Source organism: Pseudomonas quercus, assembly GCF_012033695.1.
GTDB classification, from domain to species: Bacteria; Pseudomonadota; Gammaproteobacteria; order Pseudomonadales; family Pseudomonadaceae; genus Aquipseudomonas; species Aquipseudomonas quercus.
Map to the genome: position 1 here is coordinate 47,044 of NZ_JAAVJI010000003.1, position 21,764 is coordinate 68,807.

The 21,764-nt window shown below is 61.1% G+C and carries 22 protein-coding genes; 15 read left to right on the top strand and 7 right to left on the bottom strand.

Features of this window, described 5'->3' with window-relative positions:
• The first annotated feature begins 4 nt into the window (after window positions 1-4).
• Window positions 5-400: a Cu(I)-responsive transcriptional regulator gene (gene cueR / locus HBH25_RS06585; RefSeq protein ID WP_168083501.1), complete on the top strand. Its 396-nt coding sequence runs from the start codon at window positions 5-7 to the stop codon at window positions 398-400.
• Window positions 401-408: 8 nt separating this feature from the next.
• Here the strand turns inward: cueR and HBH25_RS06590 are convergent, their stop codons facing one another.
• Together HBH25_RS06590 and HBH25_RS06595 are read right to left on the bottom strand one after the other, a co-directional pair.
• Window positions 409-1,305, bottom strand: a complete 897-nt coding sequence (locus HBH25_RS06590) for a PA4780 family RIO1-like protein kinase (RefSeq protein ID WP_168082739.1) — start codon at window positions 1,303-1,305, stop codon at window positions 409-411.
• A 118-nt stretch (window positions 1,306-1,423) separates the two neighbouring features.
• Window positions 1,424-2,248: an AraC family transcriptional regulator gene (locus tag HBH25_RS06595; RefSeq protein WP_168082741.1), complete on the bottom strand. Its 825-nt coding sequence runs from the start codon at window positions 2,246-2,248 to the stop codon at window positions 1,424-1,426.
• Between the two features lie 82 nt (window positions 2,249-2,330).
• Here HBH25_RS06595 and HBH25_RS06600 point away from each other — a divergent pair, with 82 nt between their 5' ends.
• Window positions 2,331-3,344 (top strand): bile acid:sodium symporter family protein, encoded by a 1,014-nt coding sequence (locus tag HBH25_RS06600; RefSeq protein ID WP_168082743.1) that lies wholly within the window; start codon window positions 2,331-2,333, stop codon window positions 3,342-3,344.
• A gap of 4 nt (window positions 3,345-3,348) precedes the next feature.
• Here the strand turns inward: HBH25_RS06600 and HBH25_RS23505 are convergent, their stop codons facing one another.
• Window positions 3,349-5,064 carry a glycosyl hydrolase family 28-related protein gene (locus HBH25_RS23505; protein ID WP_168082745.1) on the bottom strand — a complete coding sequence of 572 codons (1,716 nt, stop codon included), beginning with the start codon at window positions 5,062-5,064 and terminating at the stop codon, window positions 3,349-3,351.
• A 255-nt stretch (window positions 5,065-5,319) separates the two neighbouring features.
• Here HBH25_RS23505 and HBH25_RS06610 point away from each other — a divergent pair, with 255 nt between their 5' ends.
• The 9 genes from HBH25_RS06610 (at window position 5,320) to HBH25_RS06650 (ending at window position 11,520) form a co-directional block, all read left to right on the top strand.
• Window positions 5,320-6,144, top strand: coding sequence for an AraC family transcriptional regulator (locus tag HBH25_RS06610; RefSeq protein WP_168082747.1), 825 nt, complete (start codon window positions 5,320-5,322; stop codon window positions 6,142-6,144).
• A 72-nt stretch (window positions 6,145-6,216) separates the two neighbouring features.
• Entirely contained in the window at window positions 6,217-6,801 is a 585-nt protein-coding gene (locus tag HBH25_RS06615; protein WP_168082749.1) for a LysE family translocator, read from the top strand.
• Window positions 6,802-6,847: 46 nt separating this feature from the next.
• A complete protein-coding gene (locus HBH25_RS06620) occupies window positions 6,848-7,153 on the top strand; it encodes a MazG-like family protein (RefSeq protein WP_168082751.1) in 306 nt (101 codons plus the stop codon).
• Complete coding sequence (locus HBH25_RS06625) at window positions 7,150-7,899, top strand: methyltransferase domain-containing protein (protein ID WP_168082753.1); 750 nt, start codon at window positions 7,150-7,152, stop codon at window positions 7,897-7,899. Before HBH25_RS06620 ends, HBH25_RS06625 begins: the two co-directional genes overlap by 4 nt.
• Before the next feature lie 26 nt (window positions 7,900-7,925).
• Entirely contained in the window at window positions 7,926-8,534 is a 609-nt protein-coding gene (locus HBH25_RS06630) for a DUF4136 domain-containing protein (RefSeq protein WP_168082755.1), read from the top strand.
• A gap of 15 nt (window positions 8,535-8,549) precedes the next feature.
• The gene (locus HBH25_RS06635) at window positions 8,550-9,110 is read left to right on the top strand and encodes a DUF4136 domain-containing protein (protein ID WP_168082757.1); all 561 of its coding nucleotides are present in this window, start codon (window positions 8,550-8,552) and stop codon (window positions 9,108-9,110) included.
• Between the two features lie 123 nt (window positions 9,111-9,233).
• A complete protein-coding gene (locus HBH25_RS06640; protein ID WP_168082759.1) occupies window positions 9,234-9,704 on the top strand; it encodes a prepilin peptidase in 471 nt (156 codons plus the stop codon).
• A 124-nt stretch (window positions 9,705-9,828) separates the two neighbouring features.
• Window positions 9,829-10,122 (top strand): hypothetical protein, encoded by a 294-nt coding sequence (locus HBH25_RS06645; protein WP_168082761.1) that lies wholly within the window; start codon window positions 9,829-9,831, stop codon window positions 10,120-10,122.
• 48 nt (window positions 10,123-10,170) lie between these two features.
• Window positions 10,171-11,520, top strand: coding sequence for an MATE family efflux transporter (locus HBH25_RS06650; RefSeq protein ID WP_168082763.1), 1,350 nt, complete (start codon window positions 10,171-10,173; stop codon window positions 11,518-11,520).
• Here HBH25_RS06650 and speA read toward each other — a convergent pair.
• The 4 genes from speA to HBH25_RS06670 all read right to left on the bottom strand — a co-directional run bounded on the left by speA (window position 11,505) and on the right by HBH25_RS06670 (window position 15,680).
• Window positions 11,505-13,418 (bottom strand): arginine decarboxylase, encoded by a 1,914-nt coding sequence (gene speA, locus HBH25_RS06655; RefSeq protein ID WP_168082765.1) that lies wholly within the window; start codon window positions 13,416-13,418, stop codon window positions 11,505-11,507. The two genes, HBH25_RS06650 and speA, sit on opposite strands and share 16 nt — an antisense overlap.
• A gap of 123 nt (window positions 13,419-13,541) precedes the next feature.
• Window positions 13,542-13,913 carry a translation initiation factor Sui1 gene (locus tag HBH25_RS06660; protein ID WP_168082767.1) on the bottom strand — a complete coding sequence of 124 codons (372 nt, stop codon included), beginning with the start codon at window positions 13,911-13,913 and terminating at the stop codon, window positions 13,542-13,544.
• Between the two features lie 136 nt (window positions 13,914-14,049).
• Window positions 14,050-14,592: an NUDIX hydrolase gene (locus HBH25_RS06665; protein ID WP_168082769.1), complete on the bottom strand. Its 543-nt coding sequence runs from the start codon at window positions 14,590-14,592 to the stop codon at window positions 14,050-14,052.
• 8 nt (window positions 14,593-14,600) lie between these two features.
• Window positions 14,601-15,680 (bottom strand): DUF2333 family protein, encoded by a 1,080-nt coding sequence (locus HBH25_RS06670; RefSeq protein ID WP_168082771.1) that lies wholly within the window; start codon window positions 15,678-15,680, stop codon window positions 14,601-14,603.
• A 233-nt stretch (window positions 15,681-15,913) separates the two neighbouring features.
• On the opposite strand from HBH25_RS06670, the gene HBH25_RS06675 reads away from it, so the two are divergent.
• The 4 genes from HBH25_RS06675 to accC all read left to right on the top strand — a co-directional run bounded on the left by HBH25_RS06675 (window position 15,914) and on the right by accC (window position 21,676).
• Window positions 15,914-17,545: a diguanylate cyclase gene (locus tag HBH25_RS06675; RefSeq protein ID WP_168082773.1), complete on the top strand. Its 1,632-nt coding sequence runs from the start codon at window positions 15,914-15,916 to the stop codon at window positions 17,543-17,545.
• A 76-nt stretch (window positions 17,546-17,621) separates the two neighbouring features.
• Window positions 17,622-19,403: a protein-disulfide reductase DsbD gene (gene dsbD, locus HBH25_RS06680; RefSeq protein WP_168082775.1), complete on the top strand. Its 1,782-nt coding sequence runs from the start codon at window positions 17,622-17,624 to the stop codon at window positions 19,401-19,403.
• A 441-nt stretch (window positions 19,404-19,844) separates the two neighbouring features.
• Window positions 19,845-20,306: an acetyl-CoA carboxylase biotin carboxyl carrier protein gene (gene accB / locus HBH25_RS06685; RefSeq protein WP_168082777.1), complete on the top strand. Its 462-nt coding sequence runs from the start codon at window positions 19,845-19,847 to the stop codon at window positions 20,304-20,306.
• Between the two features lie 17 nt (window positions 20,307-20,323).
• Window positions 20,324-21,676, top strand: a complete 1,353-nt coding sequence (gene accC, locus HBH25_RS06690; protein ID WP_168082779.1) for an acetyl-CoA carboxylase biotin carboxylase subunit — start codon at window positions 20,324-20,326, stop codon at window positions 21,674-21,676.
• Window positions 21,677-21,764: the final 88 nt, after the last annotated feature.

Sequence of the window (21,764 nt, forward strand, 5' to 3'; positions counted from 1 at the left end):
ACCGTTGAACATTGGCCAAGCCGCTGCTCGCAGCGGGCTGAGCGCCAAGATGATTCGCCATTACGAAAGCATCGGTTTGCTGCCTGCGGCGGTAAGAACACACAGTGGGTACCGCCTGTATGGGCCCGAGGCACTGGAAAGCCTGGCGTTCATCAAGCACGCCCGGGACCTGGGTTTCAGCCTTGAAGAGGTAGGCCAACTGCTTGCACTCAAGCATGACCCTGCCCGCGCCAGCGCTGATGTGCAGGCCGTTGCCAAGCGCCATATTCTCGCCCTTGAAGCACGCATTCAGGCATTGCTTGGCCTACGTGAAAACCTTCAAGCGCTGGTCAGCCAATGCCAAGGCAATGGTTCACCCGAATGCGCGATCATCGACCAGTTGACCACGCCACAGGGTTGAATGAGCACCTATCGCATCCAAGGCGGCGTGGGTTCTTCTTTCACATCGCTGGCGGGTGCATCCACCTCAGCGCGGGCAGCCTGGCGACGTGCTTCATCACGCTTGGCCGTCTCGATTTCGCGCATCACAGCATTCACGTCTGCGCTCACTTCCTCTTCTGCAAACGTGCCGGTCAAGGGCGTTTCAGGCAGCAGCGTCCCCGCCTTGTACAGGGCCCACATTTCCTTGGCGTAGCGAGTGGCCTTCAGTTCCGGCGCGAAGCGGCCAAAATACTGGGCCATGTTGTTCACGTCCCGTTCAAGCATGTTGAACGCATGGTTGTTGGCCGCCGCGTCCACCGCCTGAGGCAGGTCGATGATCACTGGGCCTTGAGGGCCGAGCAGCACGTTGAACTCGGACAGGTCACCGTGAACCAGCCCGGTGCACAGCATCAGCACAATCTGTTTGATGAGGAAGGCATGGTACTCACGCGCCTGATCGGCATCCAGCTCCACGTCATTGAGCCGCGGCGCGGCTTCACCGTATTCGTCGGCCACCATTTCCATCAGTAGCACGCCATCCAGGAAGTCGTAGGGCTTGGGTACCCGCACGCCGGCACCTGCCAAGCGAAACAACGCAGCCACTTCAGCGTTCTGCCACGCTTCTTCAGTTTCCTTGCGCCCATAGCGGCTGCCTTTTGCCATGGCGCGGGCCTGGCGGCTGTTACGGGTTTTCCGGCCCTCCTGGTACTCGGCTGCCTGGCGGAAGCTACGCTTGTTTGCTTCCTTGTAGACCTTGGCACAGCGCAGGGCCGTACCGCAGCGCACAACGTACACCGCTGCTTCCTTGCCGCTCATCAGTGGGCGCAATACCTCATCGACAAGGCCGTCTTCGATCAAGGGTTCAAGGCGTTTTGGCGTCTTCATCGGTTGCTCATGGGTCCTTTTTAACCGAACAGCAAAGGGTGTGAGGCAAAATATGCATCCAGGCGCAGGATGCTCTCCCAGCGGCGTTACGAATGCAAACGCCTCGCCAGTTTGGCAACTATTGAACCGAAGACCAACCCGCCGTCAGCGAATTCCCTCGGAACACCTCGCCTGGCGTGGCGCCGAACAAGGCTTTGAAGGCTGCGATAAAGGCAGAAGTGGACTCATAGCCGCAGGCCAGTGCTGCTTGTGTGACACTGCTACCGGCCTCAAGTGCACCCAGCGACGCCAACAGCCGCACACGCTGGCGCCAGCTACGGAACGTAAGGCCTGTTTCGCGCTGGAACAAACGGGCCAGGGTTTTCTCAGACACCCTCAGCGCAAGTGCCCATGTAGCCATGGCGTCAGCGGCATCGGGCTGGGCAATAAACGCCTCGCACAACTTCAGCAAACTGGCATGGCGGGGCAAGGGCACCGAAAAGGCCACCTCGCTCAACCCTTGCAATTGATCGACCAGCACGGCGCTGAGCCGGGCTTCCGGCGTGTTACCTAGGGGATAGTCAGCAGCCAGGCTCGAAAAGGACTTGATCAGCTCCCGTGTCAAAGGCGTGACCTCTACCACCCGGCAACGGGCTGCGGGTGGGCCTGCCACCGACTCATCCACATACAAGCTGCGCATTTCTGCCTGGTCGGCATTATTGACCCAATGCTCTACCCCTGCCGGTATCCAAACCCCCCACTGCGGCGGCGCAAAATAGCTGCCATGCTCGGTATGCACGGCCAGCACGCCGCTGATGGCATAGGAAAACTGCACCCACGGGTGGCAATGGCGAGGTGTCCAGGCCCCGGCGCCTAATCGCTCGGCCCTGGCAAATAGCGGCCTGGGCAATTGCTCAAGGGCGGGAATGGCACGGGCAGGCTGAAGGTGTCCATTTGGCGTCATCGGCTGGCTTTTTGTCGCAAGACGGCTAAAGGTATTCACGTTACCTTGCTCAGGTAGCCCCGTCACTTACCAATGGTCTTTTATGTCTGTGCTCAAACACTTGAAAAAACTCGTTACCGACTGGTTCCTGTGCGGCATGGTGCTGGCCACGTTGCTGGCCTGGCTACTCCCCAGCTATGGCGGCCGTGGGGGTGCCCTCCATTTGGACAAAGTGATCAACATCGGGGTGTTCCTGGTGTTCTTTCTACACGGTGCCAACCTGTCCGGTGAGCAGATTGGCCGGGGGCTGCGCAACTGGAAACTGCACGTGATGGTGCAGGGCTTTACCTTCGTGGTATTCCCACTGTTGTGGCTAGCTGCCAGCCACCTTGGCGCTCAAAGCCTGCCGCCGATGCTGATGCTGGGCTTTCTCTACCTGTGCGCCCTGCCTTCCACCATTTCCTCCTCGGTGGCCCTTACCGGAAGCGCCAAGGGCAATGTACCAGGCGCCATTCTCAATGCCAGCCTGTCCAGCGTGTTGGGTATTTTTATCACGCCCTGGCTGGTCAGCCTGGTAGTAGGCACGGGCCAAGGCGGGATCGACCTGGGGCCTACCCTGCTCGACCTAAGCCTGATGCTGCTGGCGCCCCTGGTGCTGGGCCAGATTGCTCGCCGCTGGATACGCGGCTTTATTGCGCGCAACAAGCGCTACACCAATATCCTGGATAAATGCGTAATCTTGCTGCTGGTGTATTCGGCCTTTTGCAACTCCATGTTGTCGGGCATGTGGCAGCAACAAAGCGGCAGCGTGATCCTGGCGGCGTTTGCGGGCAGTGCCCTGCTGCTGGCCACCGTGCTGTTGATGACCACACGCGTCACACGCTGGGCGGGCTTCAATCATGCGGACCAGGTGGCTGGTGTGTTCTGCGCCAGCAAAAAATCCCTGGCCGCCGGCGCGCCCATGGCGGCGTTGATTTTCGGCCAGCACCCCGCGCTCGGGCTTATCCTGCTGCCCATCATGATTTATCACCCGCTGCAGCTGATCGTATGCTCGGTCATGGCCGAAACCTACAACCAGCGCGCGGCACGGTTGGACGCGGCACTGGCAGCACCCTGAGCCTTCAGGCAAGCGTCGCATCCGCGTGGCCTGCGAGGGTGCCAAGCAGCTCCAGGGCCGGTTGAGGGTCTGCGAACACGAACGCTTTGTCAGTGAGCTGGCCACCCAGGTTTCCGTCCAGGGTCAGCTCGAACCGGTGGCCTAGCAGGTCCTGATCCAGTTGTTTCACGTAGGTGCGGGTGTGTTCGGCATTGGTGGTGACCTTAAGGGTAGTACCATGCCCATCACCCAGCCCAGTGAACCCCAGGCTTGAGAGGTCGATGCGATCCTGGCCGGCATTGAAATCCTGAAGGCGGTCGGCATGGCTTACCGTGGCCGTTCTGTAGCTGTCTTGCAGTGTTGTGAAGCGGAACACGTCATTGCCCGCGCCACCTGCCAGCACATCTGCCCCCTGGCCACCTATCAAGGTATCGTCCTGGCTGCCCCCAGCCAGGTGGTCGCGGCCAAGCCCGCCCCATAGCAGGTCATTGCCAGCCCCCCCTAGCAGGGTGTCTGCACCCGCCTTGCCATCCAACACGTTCGCATCGCCTGTGCCTTGAAGGCGATCATGGCCTGCGCTGCCACTGAGCATGGCAAGCAGCGAATTATGGCCCACGTGATCACCGCTGCCCTGCAACAACGTGGTGCCCAGCCCCAGGTGGGTGAAGGTGTTGTCGTAGACCGAGTTATGGCCCTGAGCGCCATGCCGCTCGCCCACGCCATAGGTACTGTTGCCGCCACCAGCTATCACATTGCCTGCGATGATATTGTGGTCCGCCAGGTGCATCCGGCCGGAGCTGCCATGGTGATCATCGTAGGGCTGAAGCTGCACTTCCGGCGCTGGCCCATGCTGGGCGTTCTCATGAATCAGGTTGTCGCGCACGGCCACATTGGTGCCGCCATGAAGGCGAACGCCTGAACCACCGTTGTGGTGAATGTCCATGCCCGAAATATCCACCCCGGACGCGAGCCGGACCATGACACCTTCAGCACCATTGGCATAGCTTTCGCCCCCGCTGACGGTGATGTGGTTTGGCGAGGGAATGTTCTCGTGGCCACGCTGTACCATCACCCCAGCGCCCCCATTGTGATGAGCTACGTTGTTCAACAGCGCCAAGTCGCGGGTAGAGGTCACAACGTTGAAACCGTGGCGATCATTGCCGTACGCCAGGTTGTTACGAAATACGCTGTCAATCAGGTAGTCGGCCACAAAGCCGTCCAGGCCGTTTCCGTGGGCCACGCTGTTCTCGATCAGCATGTTAGCCGTGCGTTCGTGGGGGTCGAAGCCATAGCCGGAGCAGTTCTGAACTTCCACTTCGCTAAGCGTCACCCGCGTGTTCTGCCCGGGTTCGCCGGGTAGAAAACCGTTGTACCAGCCATCGACCTTGCCGGTGGTATGGGCACGGTTGCCGTCGATGGTCAGGCTGCTCACACCGAAGTCATGAGTCGCCTCGCCACTGGCTGAGCGAATGATGCCGGTGACCGCCTGGTGGGAACCGCTGGCCAGCTTGATCACGGTCTCGCCCATACCGTCGCCCTTGATGAACACATTGCTCTTGATCATCAAGGCGCCATCGGCCGGGTGCGCTCCGCCACTGACCTTGTAGGTCCCTGCCGGCAGGTACACCTCACCACCACCCGTGCGGGCGGCCGCATCGATAGCCGCCTGGATAGCCGCCGTGTCGCTGGCACTGCCGTTGCCCTGCGCGCCAAAATCTTTCACATTGAATTGCCGAGCCATGTCGTTCATCCGTTTGTTAGGCTGTGTACGAAATGTTCTGACACGAAGGTCAGGCAAGGCGAAAACAGCTGAGGAAGCGGAGTTTACTGGTTGTAAATGAGCATTCCGAAGCTGTTTTCAACGCAGCATCACCAAGTGCCAGGACTTTTCGTATATAGCCTGCTGCGTAGCGACTGCCCAACGATGCACAAACCTTCTAGCCAGCCGCTACCCTGTGTGGATAACTGAGCACCGGCCGCCATTGTACCTGCTGACATGAGTAACTGGATCAATCTCGCCCAGGACCGGGACACCGGTATCGAAACGCTGCATGCCCACTTTCAGGGGCATGCGCATGCGTACGACCCTCATTGGCACGATACTTACCTGATCGGCTTCACTGAACAGGGCGTGCAGCGTTTCAATAGCCGTAAGGCCCGTCACGACAGCACGCCGGGCACGGTCTTTATGCTGGAGCCCGGCGACATCCACGATGGCGATGCGCCCAGCCCGGACGGTTTCACCTACCGCATGCTGTACCTGCACCCCACATGGCTGGACCAGGCCTTTGATGGGCTGTATGGCGACCGACCAGGTACCGGCCTACCGGGAATCGGAACGGTACTCAGCGAAGACCCCGCCTTGGCACAGGCCATACTGCTAGCCTTCAATGCCCTGCACCAACACGACATTCGCCTGGTACGCGACATCGCACTCGATACACTGCTGGAGCGCCTGGCCAAGCACCTGCACTGGCACCAGCGCCTTACCGATCCACGGGCGCCTGCCATCGCCCACCGCGCCCGGGACTACCTCGTGGCCTACCATGAGCAGGACATCAGCCTGGAGGCCCTGGCCTTGGCCTGCGGCACAGACCGCTTTCGCCTGACCCGCGCATTCAAGGCGGCCTATGGTTTAGCGCCTCATGCCTGGCTCATCCAGCTTCGCCTTAGCCGCGCCCGCCAGCTGTTGGCGGCCGGCTTTTCGCCAGCGATGGTGGCCAGCCGGCTGGGGTTTGCCGACCAAAGCCATCTTGGCCGCTGGTTTCGCAGAGCCTATGGCATTAGCCCTGGCAGCTATCAACGCCATACCGGCCGATAGCCGCACAAGCCTTCAAGACGCTGCCCGCTTGCCTGCACACACTGCCCTCACTGTCCTATCGAGGGAAGCCCCATGCTGGCATTCATCCTGTTCGCGTTCGTTGCATCCATCACCCCTGGCCCTACTAATCTGATCGTGCTGAGTACCAGTGCGCGCCGAGGCTGGCGCGCTTGTGTTCCTATCATCCTGGGCGCCGGTGCGGGTGCCGCGTTGCTGGTATGGATCGCTGGCACGGGCGCAGGCACTGCCCTGCTGGCGCTGCCCTATGCGCGCACGGCCATGACCGCCCTGGGTTTGTGCTGGATGCTCTGGCTGGCCTGGAAGCTCTTTACATCGCCGGTGGCCCCCCTTGATGCTGCGGCCAGCGAGCCCCCACGCGAGCTAGGGTTGGTCGGCGCGCTATTGCTGCAATGGGTAAACCCCAAGTCCTGGTTGATGGCGCTCGCTGTAATTGGAGTGTTCACGGCCGATGGGCAACCGCTCACCCCATTGTGCATGGCCTTCTTTCTGGTCGCCTTACCCTGCCTCGGCGCCTGGGCCCTGCTTGGCCGCGGGGCAGCGCGCTGGCTGAGCACGCCGGCGCACCTGCGCTGGATGAACCGCAGCCTGGCGTTGCTGCTGGTACTTTCATCAGGCGTTGCGCTGTTACAGGCTTGATTATCACCCTTGGGGCGCTGAAGCTATGCGCCTCTAGGAGAGCCTCATGAACCTGCAAGAACTGACCGAGCGCCTGCACCGCATTCGCGATAACAACCAATGGAAAGGCTTTCACAGCCCCAAGAACCTGGCCATGGCCGCCAGTGTGGAAATGGCCGAGCTGGTGGAAATCTTCCAGTGGCTCACCGAAGCACAGTCCCGTGAACTGGCACCCGAGCAACTGGCCCACGTGGGGCAGGAAATAGGCGATGTGGTGCTCTATCTATTACTACTGTGCAGTGAGCTGGGGCTGGACATGGACACGGTGGTGCGGGCCAAGCTGGCCCACAGCGAACAGCGGTTTGCACAATGAAAGACCGCCATTTCGACGCCCTTGCCACCCGTTTTGCCAATAAGATCTACGGCGGCGCCAAGGGTGCCATCCGCCTAGCCGTCTTGCAGGCAGACCTGGCTGAAGCCTTGCCCGCGCGGCCGCTGCGCGTGCTGGACATCGGCGCTGGCCTTGGGCACATGGGCGCTTGGCTGGCCTCGCAAGGGCACGACGTTACGCTCGCGGAGCCGGCAGCTCCCATGTTGGAAGCGGCACGTGAACGCTTTGCCGAAGCAGGCCTTCAAGGCACGTTCATTCAAGCCCCCTGGCAGGAATTGGCCCACCTGGCTCAGGCGCCTTACGACCTGGTGGTGTGCCACGCCGTGCTGGAATGGCTGGCCGAGCCTGAGGCCATCTTCCCGGCCCTGACCCAGTGGGTTGCCCCCCAAGGCTGGCTGTCGCTGGCGTTCTACAACCGCGATGCGCTGGTGTACCGTAACCTGCTCAAAGGCCACTTCCGCAAGCTCCGGCAAGACCTTCTGGCCGGTGAAAAACAAAGCCTTACGCCGCAAACCCCCTTGGACCCACGCCACATCGACGCGCAACTCGCCCCAGCCTGGCAGGTCGAAAGCCGAAGTGGGGTGCGGGTGTTTCACGACTACATGCCTGTGGACTTCCAAGCCAAAGCCAGCGTTGAAGCGCTGGTGGCCATGGAGCTGGAATACCGCCGCCACCCTGCCTATGCAGGGTTGGGACGCTACCTTCATTGGGTATGCCGGCCCCGCTGAGAGCGGCCATCGCCCAGGAGAGAACCATGCAACGCCGTCTTGCCATGTTGTGCTGCTGTCTAGGGTTGGCGGCCTGCCAGGCACCCAACCCTTACGTGGCCAGCTCGCTGCCCATGCCACCCGCGCCTGCCACAGCGGCATTGCCCCTGGATACCAGCGCCTACCCGGCCGCGCCACGGGATTACGCCCGCTACCAGAGTTGGGCATGGACCAACAACCAACTACCGGCAGGTAGCCCCTGGGCGGCCTCCGAAGAAATCGCAGAGGCGGTGAGCGCCGGGCTTGATCAGCGTGGCCTGCGCCCGGCGCGTACCAGCGCGCCAGATGTACGCGTAACCGTTGAGGTGCGCCAGGAACGGCGGCTTCAGCAGGTGCAAGACGATTACGGCTATGGAGCGAGTTACGGGCCGGGCTATCGGCCCTACGGGCCGTATGGCTATTACGCTCCACCTCCGGTAGTACGCACCTACGAGGTTCAGGTCACCGTGGTGCGCCTGCACCTGTTCGATGGGCGTACGGGGCAGGAAGTGTGGTCTGCCAGCGCCGACACTCAGGCCCAGGGCAGCCAAGGCCAGCGCGTCGATGCTTTGCGCACCGCCATAACCCGCGCCTTGGCGACATACCCCCCTCGTTGATCCCTGGAGGTCCACATGCGTATCCCGCTTTTGTCCATCTGTACCCTGGCGTTGGCCTTGGTGGGCTGTCAGGCCAACCAAGCCAACCGCGATTACGATGCCAGCCGAGATTTTGCTGCTTACCGCAGTTGGGCGTGGCAGGAGCCTGCCCTGCAATACCGCCCGGACGACCCCCGCATTCGCAGCGACCTCACCGAGCAGCGCCTGCGCCAGGCTGTGGCTGAACAGCTGGACCAACGTGGCCTGCGACCCGCACAAGGTACAAAGCCAGATGTGAAGGTACAGGCCTGGTTGATCGTGGATAACCGTCAGGAACAGATCACCACCCATTACGGGGGCCCTTGGGGGCCGGGCTGGGGTGGCCCGTGGATGGGGGCAGGCTGGAATGAAACCCGTAGCGTGGACTACCGCGTCGCGACACTGCAGCTGGATCTGCTCGATGGGCGTGACGGCAAACTGGTGTGGCGGGCCAGCCAGGAACGCCTGCTCACTGACGACAATGCCAGCCCAGAGCAGCGGTCGCAGGCCCTGCGTGAAGCAGTAAAACGCTTGCTGGACCAGTATCCGCCACGGTAGCTCCCTGGGCCGTTGCTAAAGCCACCTTGACGCCGCGTGACTTCGAAGCTGCACTCTTGATAAGCAAACCGGGGTGCTGGAAAGGCTTCCAGCAAGACAGTGGCGCTTTAAGGACGTGTGACGATGCAAGGCCTCGTATTACTGATCTGGTTCACCTTTTGTGCCGAACAGGACCTGCGCCAGCGGCATATTTCCAACAGCCTGACCCTAGGCGGTGGCTGTTTCGCCTTGTGGTATCTGTTTTCCACAGGCCACACCTGGCTGGGCGCCAGTGCCAGCGAAGGTGCGTTCGCATTGGCCTCCAGCCTGCTGCTCACATTGCCGGCCTACTGGTATGGCCGGCTTACAGAGGCCGAAGTAAAACTGTTGGGCACTTTGGCTCTGGCCACCGATCGCGTTCACTGGCTAGGCACGCTCGTGGCTGCGCTGATCGTAGCCGTGCTGTGGCTGATGCTGGGCAAGCGCGTGTGGGCGCAGCTGGACCGCAAGCTGCGAGCACGCCTGGCCAACCTGGCCCCGGACGCTTCGCTGGCGCCTCCTTTGGTACCCTTTCTGCTGATGGGGTTCCTGGCCGCGCTTACCTGGGTACGCTAGCTGTTGGCCCTAGCAACCGTGGAAGCAGGCTGCCACCGAGGAATAGCAGGGGCCACGGAACCACCGGGCCGCTACGCTGACCAACGCCACGAACCCGGCGGACGCCGGCCACTGGAAGCACACTATGCAGGTAGACGGTTTTTTCGAATGGCTTGGCCAAGCGATCGGTGCGGTCATCCGCTTTATCGTCGACGGCCTTGAATGGCTCTTTGGCGGCTTGACCCATGCCGGGGGCAATTTTGTGGAAGGGCTGTCTCGCACACTGGGTATGGATACGTCACTGATCAGTATCGCTGCATTGATCATCGGCCTGTTGCTACTGTATTCAGCCGTTCGTGCTTTCATGCGAGCGTCGATCGTGATGGGTATCATCTGGGGCATTCTGGGCTTGTGGCTGTTGAGCTGGATTATTCATTAAGCCTTTGGCTAAGGTGGCGCTTTGTAGACATTCAAGCGCTTACCGCCCATGACGTTCCTCCTCCACGATTGGCTGCACCGCCCTACCCATCGTCGGGTATGGGCGCTGGCGGCACCCATGATCCTCTCCAATGTGTCGGTGCCCCTGGTCGCGCTGGTGGACACCACTGTGATTGGCCACCTGCCCCATGCACACCAGCTCGGTGCCGTAGCCGTGGGAGCGGGCCTGTTCAGCCTCTTGGCCTGGGCGTTTGGCTTTCTACGAATGAGCACCACAGGGTTTGCCGCCCAAGCCGCCGGGCGCGGCGATGGTAGTGGCCTGCGCCAGGTGCTGGCACAAGGGCTGATTCTAGCGGCGGCGTTCTCGTTGATGCTGGGGCTGCTAGCCATCCCCTTCAGCCGCTTGGCGCTCGGCTGGATGGCTCCCTCGGCCGAACTTGAAAGCAATGTGCTTGTGTTCTTCCATACCCGCTTGCTGGGCTTGCCAGCGACCCTGGGGAGCTTTGCCTTGGTAGGCTGGTTTCTCGGCACCCAGAATGCCCGCGCGCCTCTGGCCATGCTGTTGATCACGAACGGCTTGAATATTGTGCTCAACCTTTGGTTCGTGCTTGGGCTGGGCTGGGGCGTCATCGGGTCGGCCCGGGCTTCGGTAATCTCCGAGTGGGCAGCATTAGGGCTGGGGTTGGTACTGGCGGTGCCTGCACTGCGCGCGTACGCCGGAACAGTCCCTTGGGCAAGGTTGCGACAGTGGTCACACTGGCGCCCCCTGCTAAGCCTTAATCGAGACATTTTCATCCGCAGCCTGGCACTTCAGGCTGTGTTTTTCCTGATTACACTCCAAGGTGCCCGGTTGGGCGACGCCACTGTGGCCGCCAACGCATTGCTGCTCAACGGCCTGATGCTCACTGCCCAGGCGCTGGATGGGCTGGCCCATGCCGTAGAGGCGCTATGCGGCCATGCCATTGGTGCACGCGATCGGCTGGCACTGCGGCGTGCGCTGGTAGTCGCGGCGGGTTGGTCGTTGGTGGCCAGCCTTGTGTTTGCGGCATTGTTTGGCCTGTACGGCGACCTGTTCATTGGTTTGCAAACCGATATTCCGGCCGTCCGCGCAGCGGCTACTGCGTTTTTGCCGTACTTGGCGGTGCTGCCACTGATCGCGGTATGGAGCTACCTGCTGGATGGCTTGTTCATAGGCGCCACGCGCGCACGGGAAATGCGCGACGGCATGCTGGCCAGTGTTGCACTGGCCGCACCCGTCGCCTGGTTGACCCAAGGGTGGGGCAACCAAGGGTTGTGGTTAAGCTTTCTGGTATTTATGGCGCTCAGGGCAATCACCTTGGGAGGGATTGCCCTGGTCCTTGCGCGCCAGCAGCGCTGGGTAGGTCAGGAGGCGAGGTAGGAGGAACGCGTGAGGCCCAGGCGCAAGGCATCCAGGAAGGCAGTGCGCTCGCGCGGGCTGATCTTCGCGCTGGCCACTTTATCCCGGTAGTGCGTCATCAGTTCCTCGGGAGACAAGTGCACGTAACGCAGCATGTCCTCGATGGTATCGTGGGTCTCGATACCGGCGTGGTACACGCCGCCACTGGCGGTCTGGTAGATGTTCACCGAATCGGTGTCGCCAAACAGGTTGTGCATGTCACCGAGGATTTCCTGATAGGCGCCTACCAGGAATACACCCAGCATGTAGTCTTCGCCTTTGGCCACCGGGTGCACCGGCAGGCTGGTCTCGATGCTCTGCTCATCCACGTACTGCTTGATCTTGCCGTCAGAGTCGCAGGTCAGGTCTTGCAATACGGCGCGGCGCACCGGCTCTTCATCCAGGCGATGCAGGGGCAGAATCGGCAGCACCTGGCCAATGGCCCAGGTGTCAGGCAGGCTCTGGAATACCGAGAAGTTACAGATGTACTTGTCTGCCAGCTTGTCGTTGAGTTCGTCCAGGATGGCCCGATGGCTGCGTTGCCGAGCCTTGAGCAGGTTGTGCAGCTTGCGGCAGACCGCGAAGTAGCACTGTTCGGCCAAAGCCTTCTGAGCCAGGGTAACCTTGCCATCGGCATACTGGGCCGCGATATCACCGATGTAGTGAGTGGCACGCCAGTAGATTTCCGTAACCATTTCCGGGTCGGTCGGGCCTAGCAGGTCCGCCAGCCACTGCACGGTTTCGGGCAGGCTGTCGTAGTCCGGCAGCTCGGGCATCTCATCGTTGTGACGTTCCACGTCCGTCACCTGCACCACCAGCATGGCATGGTGGGCCGTCAGGGACCGGCCGCTTTCCGAGAAAATGTGCGGGTGAGGCAGGTTCTGCGCATTGCAGAACTCCTTGAGCATGCCCACCACCACGCCAGCGTAATCGTCCATGTCGTAGTTGATGGAGCTGGCATTGCGCGAGTGGGTGCCGTCGTAGTCCACCCCCAGGCCACCGCCCACATCAATGTGATCGACCGGCAGGCCCAGGTTGCGCAGTTCGCCGTAGTAACGGATCGCTTCCTTGAAACCGTGCTGGTAGTCCGCCAGGTTGGCGATCTGGGACCCCATGTGGAAGTGCAGCAGGCGGATGCCCTGCTCCAGCTCGGCCTCGCGGAACCGTTCTACCACCGAAATGAGCTGCGCCGCCGACAGGCCGAACTTGGATTTCTCACCACCGGTGTCTGCCCATTTGCTGGACGCCAGCGAAGATAGCCGAACGCGCAGGCCGATCTGCGGCTTTACCTTCAGGTCAGCCGCTTCATCGATGACCAACTGCACTTCGGACTCTTTTTCGATCACGATGAACACGTTGTGGCCAAGCTTCTGACCAATCAGTGCCAAGCGAATGAACTCGCGGTCCTTGTAGCCGTTGCATACGATAGTGCCGCCCTTGGGGGCCAAGGCCAGTACGGCCATCAGCTCCGGCTTGGAACCTGCCTCCAGGCCAATGGACACGTCTTTGGTGGCAATGATGTTTTCAACCACCGCCTCCTGCTGGTTTACCTTGATCGGGTACAACGCGGTGTAGCGGCTCTGGTACTCAAGGCGCTCGATGTTGGCGTCGAACGCTCCTGTCAACTGGCGAACGCGGTGCTGCAGGATGTCTGGAAAGCGCACCAGCAGGGGCAGCGAAAGGCCGCTTTTGCGCAACTGCTGCACTTGTTCGAAAAGGTCGATAGCCGGGCTGTCAGGCCCGTTAGGGCGCACCTCAACACGGCCTGCTTCGTTGATTGCGAAATAGCCTGCGCCCCAATGCCTGATCCCGTAAACACTGCGGCTGTCCGCAACGGTCCATTGGCTGCCATCGTCTTTGCGAGTGCGTCTTACGGACATCGAGGTCCCCTGTAATAGGTCCGTTCCGGCAAGCATCTGGCCTACCGCAAGGGTGAGAAGAAGGTGATAGCAGTACGTGGCGGGTAGACCCCATCCAGCATGCCGAGTTTAGAAAGAAGCGCTTTAGCCGCCGGACTTCTTTGCCTTGAAGCCCAAGCGAATCAGTTCGGCCAGTAGCACGTCTACGTGATCGCCCTGTATTTCGATAACGCCGTCCTTCAGAGCCCCGCCTGTGCCGCAACGGCGCTTGAGGTTGGTGGCCAATACCTTCAGTTCCTCAAGGGGCAGTGGCACACCTGTTACGGTAGTAACGGTCTTGCCCCCACGCCCCTTGCTTTCGCGGCGTACCCGCGCAATGCCATCACCCTCGGGCAGCACGGTGCTGCTACAGGTGCACCCGCCTACAGGCTGGCCGCATGCTGGGCAATGTCGGCCGCTATCGGTGGAGTAGACGAGGCCGCCTAGCGAGGCGAAGGAGGAAGCTTTCTTGGCCATTGCAATCCCCAGGCGACGGCGAAAAGGTCGCGCAGTTTACCGGCAAACGTCCCGCCTGCTAAGGGCTGGCGCATATAATTTGCACAAATTCATGCGCCAGCGTAGCCACGTGGCATGACGGTTTGGCCTGCGTGGCTCATAACGCCGCAAATTGTGGAAAATAGCGCCGCAGTGCCTCAAGCGAGTCCGGGCACCAGGGCTCATCCAAGGCGCGGCGCCTCAGTTCATCGGGGTGAACAAAGCACACCTGGCTGATTTCTTCGGCTTGCAGGGTTAGCGGGCCATCCCATACGGCAGAAAACACCCCGCACCACAACCGGTTGCCGGGCGCGTCGAATAGAAACCGGCCATGATCCTGAAGCGGCACGCCGGTAACACCCAACTCCTCGGCCAGCTCTCGCTCGGCAGACAGCGCGTAGCTCTCATCCACCTGCACCATGCCGCCAGCCGCCGCGTCCCAATAGCCTGGGTACACCGCTTTGCTCAGGGTGCGTTGTTGGGCACACAGCCTGCCTTGGCCATCGAATAGCACAACGAATGTGCCCCGCCCGATCAGCCCGCGTGTGCGCAGTTCTGCCCGGGGCAGCCCGCCTTGCAGGCGGTCCTGCTCATCTACCCAGGCAATGATTTCACGGTCGGAAGCGGCGCGATGAGCCGCTTCAGCTGCCGTGCATGGCATACCCTGCTTCACCCTTGAGACAGCAACTGACGCAGGTCCAGTACCGCGGCGTTCGCACGCGAGATGTAGTTGGCCATAACCAGCGAATGGTTGGCAAAGATGCCAAAGCCACTGCCGTTGAGAATGACCGGGCTCCAGAGAGGCGCCTGCGAAGCTTCCAGTTCGCGGATGATCTGCCGCACGCTCACCGTAGCGTTTTTCTTGGCCAGTACGTCGGCAAAGTCCACTTCGATGGCGCGCAAGAGGTGGGACAGCGCCCAGGCCTCGCCACGGGCCTCGTAGAACACGTTATCGATTTGCAGCCAAGGCGTTTCTACAAACTGCTCTTCCAGCTGCGGTGCACTGCCGGGTGCAAAGTTTTCCACCTTTACAGTGGTATCCAGCTTGACACGGCCTACGCTGGCCGACAGCCGCTGGGACAGCGAGCCCAGGCGAGTGGACACATCGCCTAACCAGTTGTTGAGGTTATCAGCACGAGCATAGAAGAAAGCGTTAGGGTTCTGGTCCGTAAGGCGGCGCTGATAGTTGGTAAGGGACTTGAGCCCCTCGGTGAACTCGGATTCGCTCGAAGGCAGCACCCAGCTCTTGTTATCAAAGTTGAAGCGTGGCTCGGCACGGGCCAGGTCCCCGTCTTCGGTAGATTGCGACTGTGAACGGGCGAAGTCCTTGCGCAGGGCACGGCTCAGGTCACGTACCTGTACCAGCACGCCATATTCCCAGCTGGGCATGTTGTCCAGCCATACGCCTGGGGGCAGGCGGTCATTGGAGAGGTAGCCACCCGGCTTGTTCAGAAGCGTACTGGCCACTTCCTTGAGCGTTTCGACTGTGGTGAAACCTACGACCATTTGCCGGCCTTCGCGCTGGATAGCGGCCTGGGCATCCTGCTGGACCGGGAACAGGTCCGGCTCACGGCTCCAGTAAACCCCCAGCACTATCGTGACCAGCAGGTAGATCGCCACTACAGCGATCAAGGCGCGGCTGAGCAGCAGGCTCTTCCAGTAGCCTCGCCCAGCCCGTTCGGTACGATGCCCGGATTGCGCTGCGGCAGGCGATTCAGGGGTATCGGTGCGTTTCTTCCAATCGAGCATCAGGCTGTCCTTCAGGCTTTCGAGTCAACGGTTCGACCGCACGTGCTCGCTATGGTGCCAGCGGCGCGTGGCCAGGCAGCAGCACATCGCCCCTGCCGGTCCACTATAAGGCACCTGGCCGGCAGTGGACACCCGCAGGCTTGGCAACGCAACGGCGGGAGTTTTTTGACAACCAAGACATCACACCCCCCGGAAGTGCTAGCATACGGCCACCACTTCTCCGATGTTCGCCCATGAGCTCTACCGATAACGCCAGCGAGCATCCTATGCGGGTGCATTTTGCGCAGCGCGTGACACACCAGTCCCGTGACGTTCTGCAACTGTGGCAGCGTTTGCAATACCAGCGTTGGACGCCCGATGCACAGCTGCAACTTGAAGATGCCGTGTTGCGGTGGCAACGCTTTGCCGAACGCTACGAAGACCGCGCGCACCTGGCGCTGGCCCATGAGGCCCAGGCTGCGCTTGCTGGCGTTACCTTGAGCAAGAATCGCCTGGACAGCCCATCGCTGCACCGTGTGAATGACCTCATGCGCCGCGTGGCGGCCAGCGCTTTGCGCGCCTCTGACAGCGTAGTAGATACCGCCCGCCTTCCAGCCCCCAGGCGGCCTGTGGCACTGCTGCTGAATGACCCCGAGGCCAGCCTGCACCTGGCTCGCCAGCTGGACATCTTTGGCTGTGAGGCACAATCCCTGGACAGCGCGGCTGCACTGCTCTCCTGCGTTCGCGAGTACCCGCCTGTGGCAGTGGTGCTGGACATTGACTTTTCAGGCACTGGCAAGGGCTTGCTGCTCGGTGCACGCCTGCGACAGCTAGGGGGCGAATCCATTGCACTGGTGTTCCATAGCCTTGCAGAACCCGACACGCGGGTTCGCCTGGAGGCTGTGAAAGCCGGCGGGCGTGCCTTTATCAGCGGGCCACTGGAAGCCTGGAATACGCTCGAAGCGCTCGAACCCCTGCTCAACGAAGGCCCTTGGCAGCCTTTTCGCGTTTTGGTAATCGATGATTCATCAGCGCAGGCCAGGCATACCGAACGCTTGTTGAACAACGTAGGCATGGTAACGCGCAGCCTCAACGACCCACTTGAGACCATGGCGGCACTGGCCGACTTTCAGCCAGACCTGATCATTCTGGACATGTACATGCCCGATTGCACAGGCACCGAGCTTGCTCAAGCTATTCGTCATAATGACCGCTATGTAAGCGTTCCCATCGTTTACCTGTCTGCGGAAGGGGATACGGACAAACAGCTGGATGCCATGAGCGAGGCAGGCGATGACTTCCTCACCAAACCTATCAGCTCACGCCAACTGGTAACGGTAGTGCGCAACCGTGCAGCCCGCGCGCGCAGCCTGCATGCCAGAATGGTCCGTGACAGCCTCACAGGCCTGTACAACCATACTTATATTCTCCGTGAACTCGACGACGCCTGCGACAGGGCGCAGCGCGACTGTCAGCCACTGGTGTTCGCCATGCTCGACATTGATCACTTCAAGCGACTCAATGACAGCCATGGCCATGCCTTGGGTGACCGGGTGATAAAAAGCCTGTCGCTGTTTCTCAAGCACCGGTTGCGCGCAACCGACCTTATCGGGCGCTACGGGGGCGAAGAGTTTGCCGTGGTGATGCCAAACACCACATTGGGCTGCGCCCTCAAGGTGCTGGAGGACATCCTGCAACGCTTCTCTGCACTCCAGTTCCCCGCCCAACCCAAAGGGGTCAGTTGTACCTTTAGCGGCGGGGTTGCCATGATGCGGCCAGGCATGAGCGGTCATTCGCTCGCGTCCCAAGCCGATGCAGCGCTGTACCGCGCCAAACACCAAGGGCGCAATCGAATTTCAACAGCGCCGGAACCTGGTGTTTTCTGATTTCGTAACACACTGTGTTCGGCTAGCGCACCAGGTCTGGTTATCATGCCAGCCGATTCGCCCTATCGAGCCCGCCATGCGCCAGTTGTTGTTTGCCTTCTTGCTGCTGTTAGCCCTCCCCGCCACCGCCGACCTGCTGGGCGACCGGCCCAGTGCCGTGCTCGGCGCACCGTCGGTAGGCGGCGAACCATTCCTTCCGGTTCGCCAGGCGTTTCAGCTCAGCCGTGCAGACGCTCCCGCCCATTCTCTGCGGCTGCGTTTCGTGGCCGCCGAGGGTTATTACCTGTACCGCCATCGGTTGCAGATCACCACCGAGCCTGCCGGTATTCCCTTGGGCCAACCGCAATTGCCCGCAGGAGAGCCCAAGCACGACGAGTATTTCGGTGACGTGGAGGTGTACCGCAATATCCTGGACGTAGACGTGCCCCGCCCCGCGGAAGCCGGTGCAGCGTTCACGCTGGTGGTCACCTATCAGGGCTGCGCCGACAAGGGCCTGTGCTATCCACCGGAAACCGAGCGCCTGGCCATACCCGCGCTTGATGGTGCTGCAGCCGTAACCCCTCCGCTTGCAAGCGATGCGGCAGTGGCTACCCAGCCATCTGCAGCGCCTTGGACATGGCGCGAGCTGGCCGTGTTCTTCCTGGCAGGGCTAGGGCTGACGTTCACCCCCTGTGTACTGCCCATGTTGCCGATTCTTTCAGGCGTAGTATTGCGCGGCCAAGTAGGTGGGCTACGCGGCCTGAGCCTGTCGCTGGCTTACACGCTGCCCATGGCCGCCTGCTTTGCGGTGCTCGGCGCACTGATGGGCGTGTTCGGGGCCAGCCTCAACCTCCAGGCACGGCTGCAGTCGGCCTGGGTGCTGGTGCCCTTCGCCTGCTTCTTCGGGGTGTTCGCCCTGGCCATGTTCGGTGCATTCGAACTCAAGCTTCCCCGCCGGCTCAACGACTGGCTCGACCACAAGGCCAGCCGTACCCAGGGAGGCTCGTTGCTGGGTGCCGCCGCGTTGGGCGTACTGTCCAGCCTATTGGTATCGCCCTGCGTGTCTGCGCCCTTGGCCGGTGCCCTACTCTATATAAGCGCCAGCGGTGACGCCGTGGGTGGGGGGTTGAAATTGCTGGCCTTAGGCTTTGGCATGGGCACGCCACTGGTGGTGATTGGCACGGGCGGGGCCGCCTGGCTTCCCAAAAGCGGGCCGTGGCTGGTGACGGTTAAAAACGCTATAGGGGTATTGCTGCTGGGGCTGGCCATTGCATTGCTAAGCCGCGTGCTACCAGGCCCTATCACCTTGTTGCTCGTGGGCCTGCTGGCGGCTGGCACGGGGCTTTTCCTCGGCGCACTGGACCTTTCGCCGCTGAAGCAGATATTGCCGCGGCTACGTCAGTTAGCCGGCCTGTTGTGCCTGTGCTATGGCATCGCCTGTTGGGTCGGTGCCCTCAGCGGAAGCAACGACCCCCTGCGCCCTCTGGCTGCGGGCAACGCTCCCCCCCTGGCTGCACCTGACACACAGGCCTGGCAGTCCATCACTGAAGTGCCTGCCCTTGAGCAGGCCCTGGCAGATGCTGCTGCACAGGGCCGCCCTGTCGTCGTAGACTGGTACGCAGACTGGTGCATCAGTTGCAAAGTGATCGAACACGAGGTGCTTAATCAGCCTGCGGCCCTTGCCAAGCTCGGGGGGTATCGCAAGGTACGTTTCGACATCACCCGCAATACCGCCGCACAACGTGCGCTGCTCGACCAGTATGGGCTGTTCGGCCCACCTGTTATCCAGTTCTTTGCCCCCAATGGCGGCGAAGTTCGAGAATCGCGAATCGTTGGTGAAATAAACCTTGCAGGTTTCCTGGCCAAGGTGCCGCAATAGGCTGCTTTCCCTCCCCAATGACCAATGCCGGCATACCAGTCACATAAATGTCGGCATTCTCGGCAAACGTGCCTGTAGCTGCGGCAAACTGGACAGGCGCGCATCGATTGGGCATAGTCGCCCCCTCACGCTATTACAAGAACCTTCAAAAGGGTCAATCGATGATGGTCATGCCGTCCCGCTTTCCAGTGCCCAGTGCGGCATCGGTTCCGCTGGCATTGCATTCAGAAGTGACGTGGCGGCCCCAAGGGGCATCCCACACTCTGACGCGCCATTTGTCGATGCGCGATCTAGGACATACGTATTCGCCGGCAGGCTGCTATGTGCAGGCTACTAGCATGTGGCCAACAGTGCCGATGTCGACCGACCGGGCTGCCAGGCCATTCAGGATCATCTGAACCCTTTTGCCTTAAACCCCTGACCCATGCGGGAGTTGAGTTCATGGATATTCGTAAAGTCAAGAAACTGATCGAGCTGCTGGAAGAGTCCGGCATTGATGAGCTGGAAATCAAGGAAGGCGAAGAGTCTGTACGGATCAGCCGTCACAGCAAGGCGCCTGCCCAGCAGTTCTATGCACCACAGCAAATGGCCCCTGCCGCTGCACCTGCCCCGGCAGCCGCTCCAGTGGCGGCTGCTGCTGCAGAAACCGCAGCCGCACCAAAACTCAATGGCACCGTTGCACGCTCACCGATGGTTGGCACGTTCTATCGCAAGCCCTCCCCTGCGTCTCCAAACTTTGCAGAAGTCGGCCAGACCGTGAAGAAGGGCGATACTCTGTGTATCGTCGAAGCCATGAAAATGATGAATCACATCGAAGCCGAAACCAGTGGCGTCATCGAGTCCATTTTGGTGGAAGACGGGCAGCCGGTTGAGTTCGACCAGCCGCTGTTCACCATCGTTTGAACCGCGGAGTGCCTCCGATGTTGGAAAAAGTACTGATCGCCAACCGCGGCGAGATCGCCCTTCGTATCTTGCGTGCCTGCAAGGAACTGGGCGTCAAGACCGTCGCGGTTTATTCGACCGCCGACCGTGAGCTGATGCATTTGGGCCTGGCAGACGAGTCTGTGTGCATTGGCCCGGCACCTGCCGGAAAATCCTACCTGCATATCCCGGCCATCATCGCCGCTGCAGAGGTCACTGGCGCCACGGCCATCCACCCCGGCTATGGCTTTCTGGCAGAAAACGCCGACTTTGCCGAGCAGGTAGAGAAGTCTGGCTTCGCCTTCATCGGGCCCAAGGCCGATACCATCCGCCTGATGGGCGACAAGGTGTCGGCCAAGGACGCCATGAAGCGTACAGGCGTTCCTACGGTGCCGGGCTCGGACGGCCCACTGCCCGAAGACGAAGAAGAAGCGCTGCGCATCGGCCGCGAAGTGGGCTACCCGGTGATTATCAAGGCAGCAGGCGGCGGCGGCGGTCGCGGCATGCGCGTGGTGCACAAGGAAGAGGACCTGATCGCTTCGGCCAAGCTCACCCGTAACGAAGCGGGCACGGCCTTTGGCAACCCCATGGTGTACCTGGAGAAATTCCTCACCAACCCACGCCATGTGGAAGTGCAGGTATTGTCCGATGGGCAAGGCCAGGCTGTTCACCTGGGTGATCGCGATTGCTCGCTGCAGCGCCGTCACCAGAAGGTCCTGGAAGAAGCGCCAGCACCCGGCATCGATGAAGCTGCTCGCCAGGAAGTGCTGGCTCGCTGCGTCAAGGCCTGCATCGAGATCGGCTACCGAGGCGCCGGCACCTTCGAGTTCCTCTACGAAGACGGTCGCTTCTACTTCATCGAAATGAACACCCGCGTTCAGGTCGAGCATCCGGTTTCCGAAATGGTCACCGGTATCGATATCGTGAAGGAGATGCTCAGCATTGCTGCTGGCAACAAGCTTTCCTTTACGCAGGACGACGTCGTGATCCGGGGCCATTCGCTGGAGTGCCGCATCAACGCTGAAGACCCACGCACCTTCATCCCGAGCCCAGGTACGGTCAAGCACTTCCACGCCCCGGGTGGCAACGGTGTACGCGTTGATTCGCACTTGTACAGCGGCTATGCCGTACCGCCGAACTACGACTCGCTGATCGGCAAGCTGATTACCTACGGCAAGGACCGGGACGAGGCCATGGCGCGCATGCGCAATGCCTTGGACGAAATCGTGGTAGACGGCATCAAGACCAACATTCCGCTGCATCGCGACCTGGTGCGTGACGAGGGCTTCTGCAAAGGGGGTGTGAATATTCACTACCTTGAGCACAAGCTGGCTGAAGAAAAAGCGCGTTAAGCATCACCGCGCCTCTGTAGCCGTCAACGCCCTTCGAACCCCGGCCATCGTGCCGGGGTTTTTATTGGCGGCGTGTAAGCCTTCACTG

What these genes read in the sequence shown, in the direction of transcription:
- HBH25_RS06590 (WP_168082739.1), bottom strand. Translation starts at nt 1,305, where the DNA reads ATGAAGACGCCAAAACGCCTTGAACCCTTGATCGAAGACGGCCTTGTC.
- HBH25_RS06595 (WP_168082741.1), bottom strand. Translation starts at nt 2,248, where the DNA reads ATGACGCCAAATGGACACCTTCAGCCTGCCCGTGCCATTCCCGCCCTT.
- HBH25_RS06600 (WP_168082743.1), top strand. Translation starts at nt 2,331, where the DNA reads ATGTCTGTGCTCAAACACTTGAAAAAACTCGTTACCGACTGGTTCCTG.
- HBH25_RS23505 (WP_168082745.1), bottom strand. Translation starts at nt 5,064, where the DNA reads ATGGCTCGGCAATTCAATGTGAAAGATTTTGGCGCGCAGGGCAACGGC.
- HBH25_RS06610 (WP_168082747.1), top strand. Translation starts at nt 5,320, where the DNA reads ATGAGTAACTGGATCAATCTCGCCCAGGACCGGGACACCGGTATCGAA.
- HBH25_RS06615 (WP_168082749.1), top strand. Translation starts at nt 6,217, where the DNA reads ATGCTGGCATTCATCCTGTTCGCGTTCGTTGCATCCATCACCCCTGGC.
- HBH25_RS06620 (WP_168082751.1), top strand. Translation starts at nt 6,848, where the DNA reads ATGAACCTGCAAGAACTGACCGAGCGCCTGCACCGCATTCGCGATAAC.
- HBH25_RS06625 (WP_168082753.1), top strand. Translation starts at nt 7,150, where the DNA reads ATGAAAGACCGCCATTTCGACGCCCTTGCCACCCGTTTTGCCAATAAG.
- HBH25_RS06630 (WP_168082755.1), top strand. Translation starts at nt 7,926, where the DNA reads ATGCAACGCCGTCTTGCCATGTTGTGCTGCTGTCTAGGGTTGGCGGCC.
- HBH25_RS06635 (WP_168082757.1), top strand. Translation starts at nt 8,550, where the DNA reads ATGCGTATCCCGCTTTTGTCCATCTGTACCCTGGCGTTGGCCTTGGTG.
- HBH25_RS06640 (WP_168082759.1), top strand. Translation starts at nt 9,234, where the DNA reads ATGCAAGGCCTCGTATTACTGATCTGGTTCACCTTTTGTGCCGAACAG.
- HBH25_RS06645 (WP_168082761.1), top strand. Translation starts at nt 9,829, where the DNA reads ATGCAGGTAGACGGTTTTTTCGAATGGCTTGGCCAAGCGATCGGTGCG.
- HBH25_RS06650 (WP_168082763.1), top strand. Translation starts at nt 10,171, where the DNA reads ATGACGTTCCTCCTCCACGATTGGCTGCACCGCCCTACCCATCGTCGG.
- speA (WP_168082765.1), bottom strand. Translation starts at nt 13,418, where the DNA reads ATGTCCGTAAGACGCACTCGCAAAGACGATGGCAGCCAATGGACCGTT.
- HBH25_RS06660 (WP_168082767.1), bottom strand. Translation starts at nt 13,913, where the DNA reads ATGGCCAAGAAAGCTTCCTCCTTCGCCTCGCTAGGCGGCCTCGTCTAC.
- HBH25_RS06665 (WP_168082769.1), bottom strand. Translation starts at nt 14,592, where the DNA reads ATGCCATGCACGGCAGCTGAAGCGGCTCATCGCGCCGCTTCCGACCGT.
- HBH25_RS06670 (WP_168082771.1), bottom strand. Translation starts at nt 15,680, where the DNA reads ATGCTCGATTGGAAGAAACGCACCGATACCCCTGAATCGCCTGCCGCA.
- HBH25_RS06675 (WP_168082773.1), top strand. Translation starts at nt 15,914, where the DNA reads ATGAGCTCTACCGATAACGCCAGCGAGCATCCTATGCGGGTGCATTTT.
- dsbD (WP_168082775.1), top strand. Translation starts at nt 17,622, where the DNA reads ATGCGCCAGTTGTTGTTTGCCTTCTTGCTGCTGTTAGCCCTCCCCGCC.
- accB (WP_168082777.1), top strand. Translation starts at nt 19,845, where the DNA reads ATGGATATTCGTAAAGTCAAGAAACTGATCGAGCTGCTGGAAGAGTCC.
- accC (WP_168082779.1), top strand. Translation starts at nt 20,324, where the DNA reads ATGTTGGAAAAAGTACTGATCGCCAACCGCGGCGAGATCGCCCTTCGT.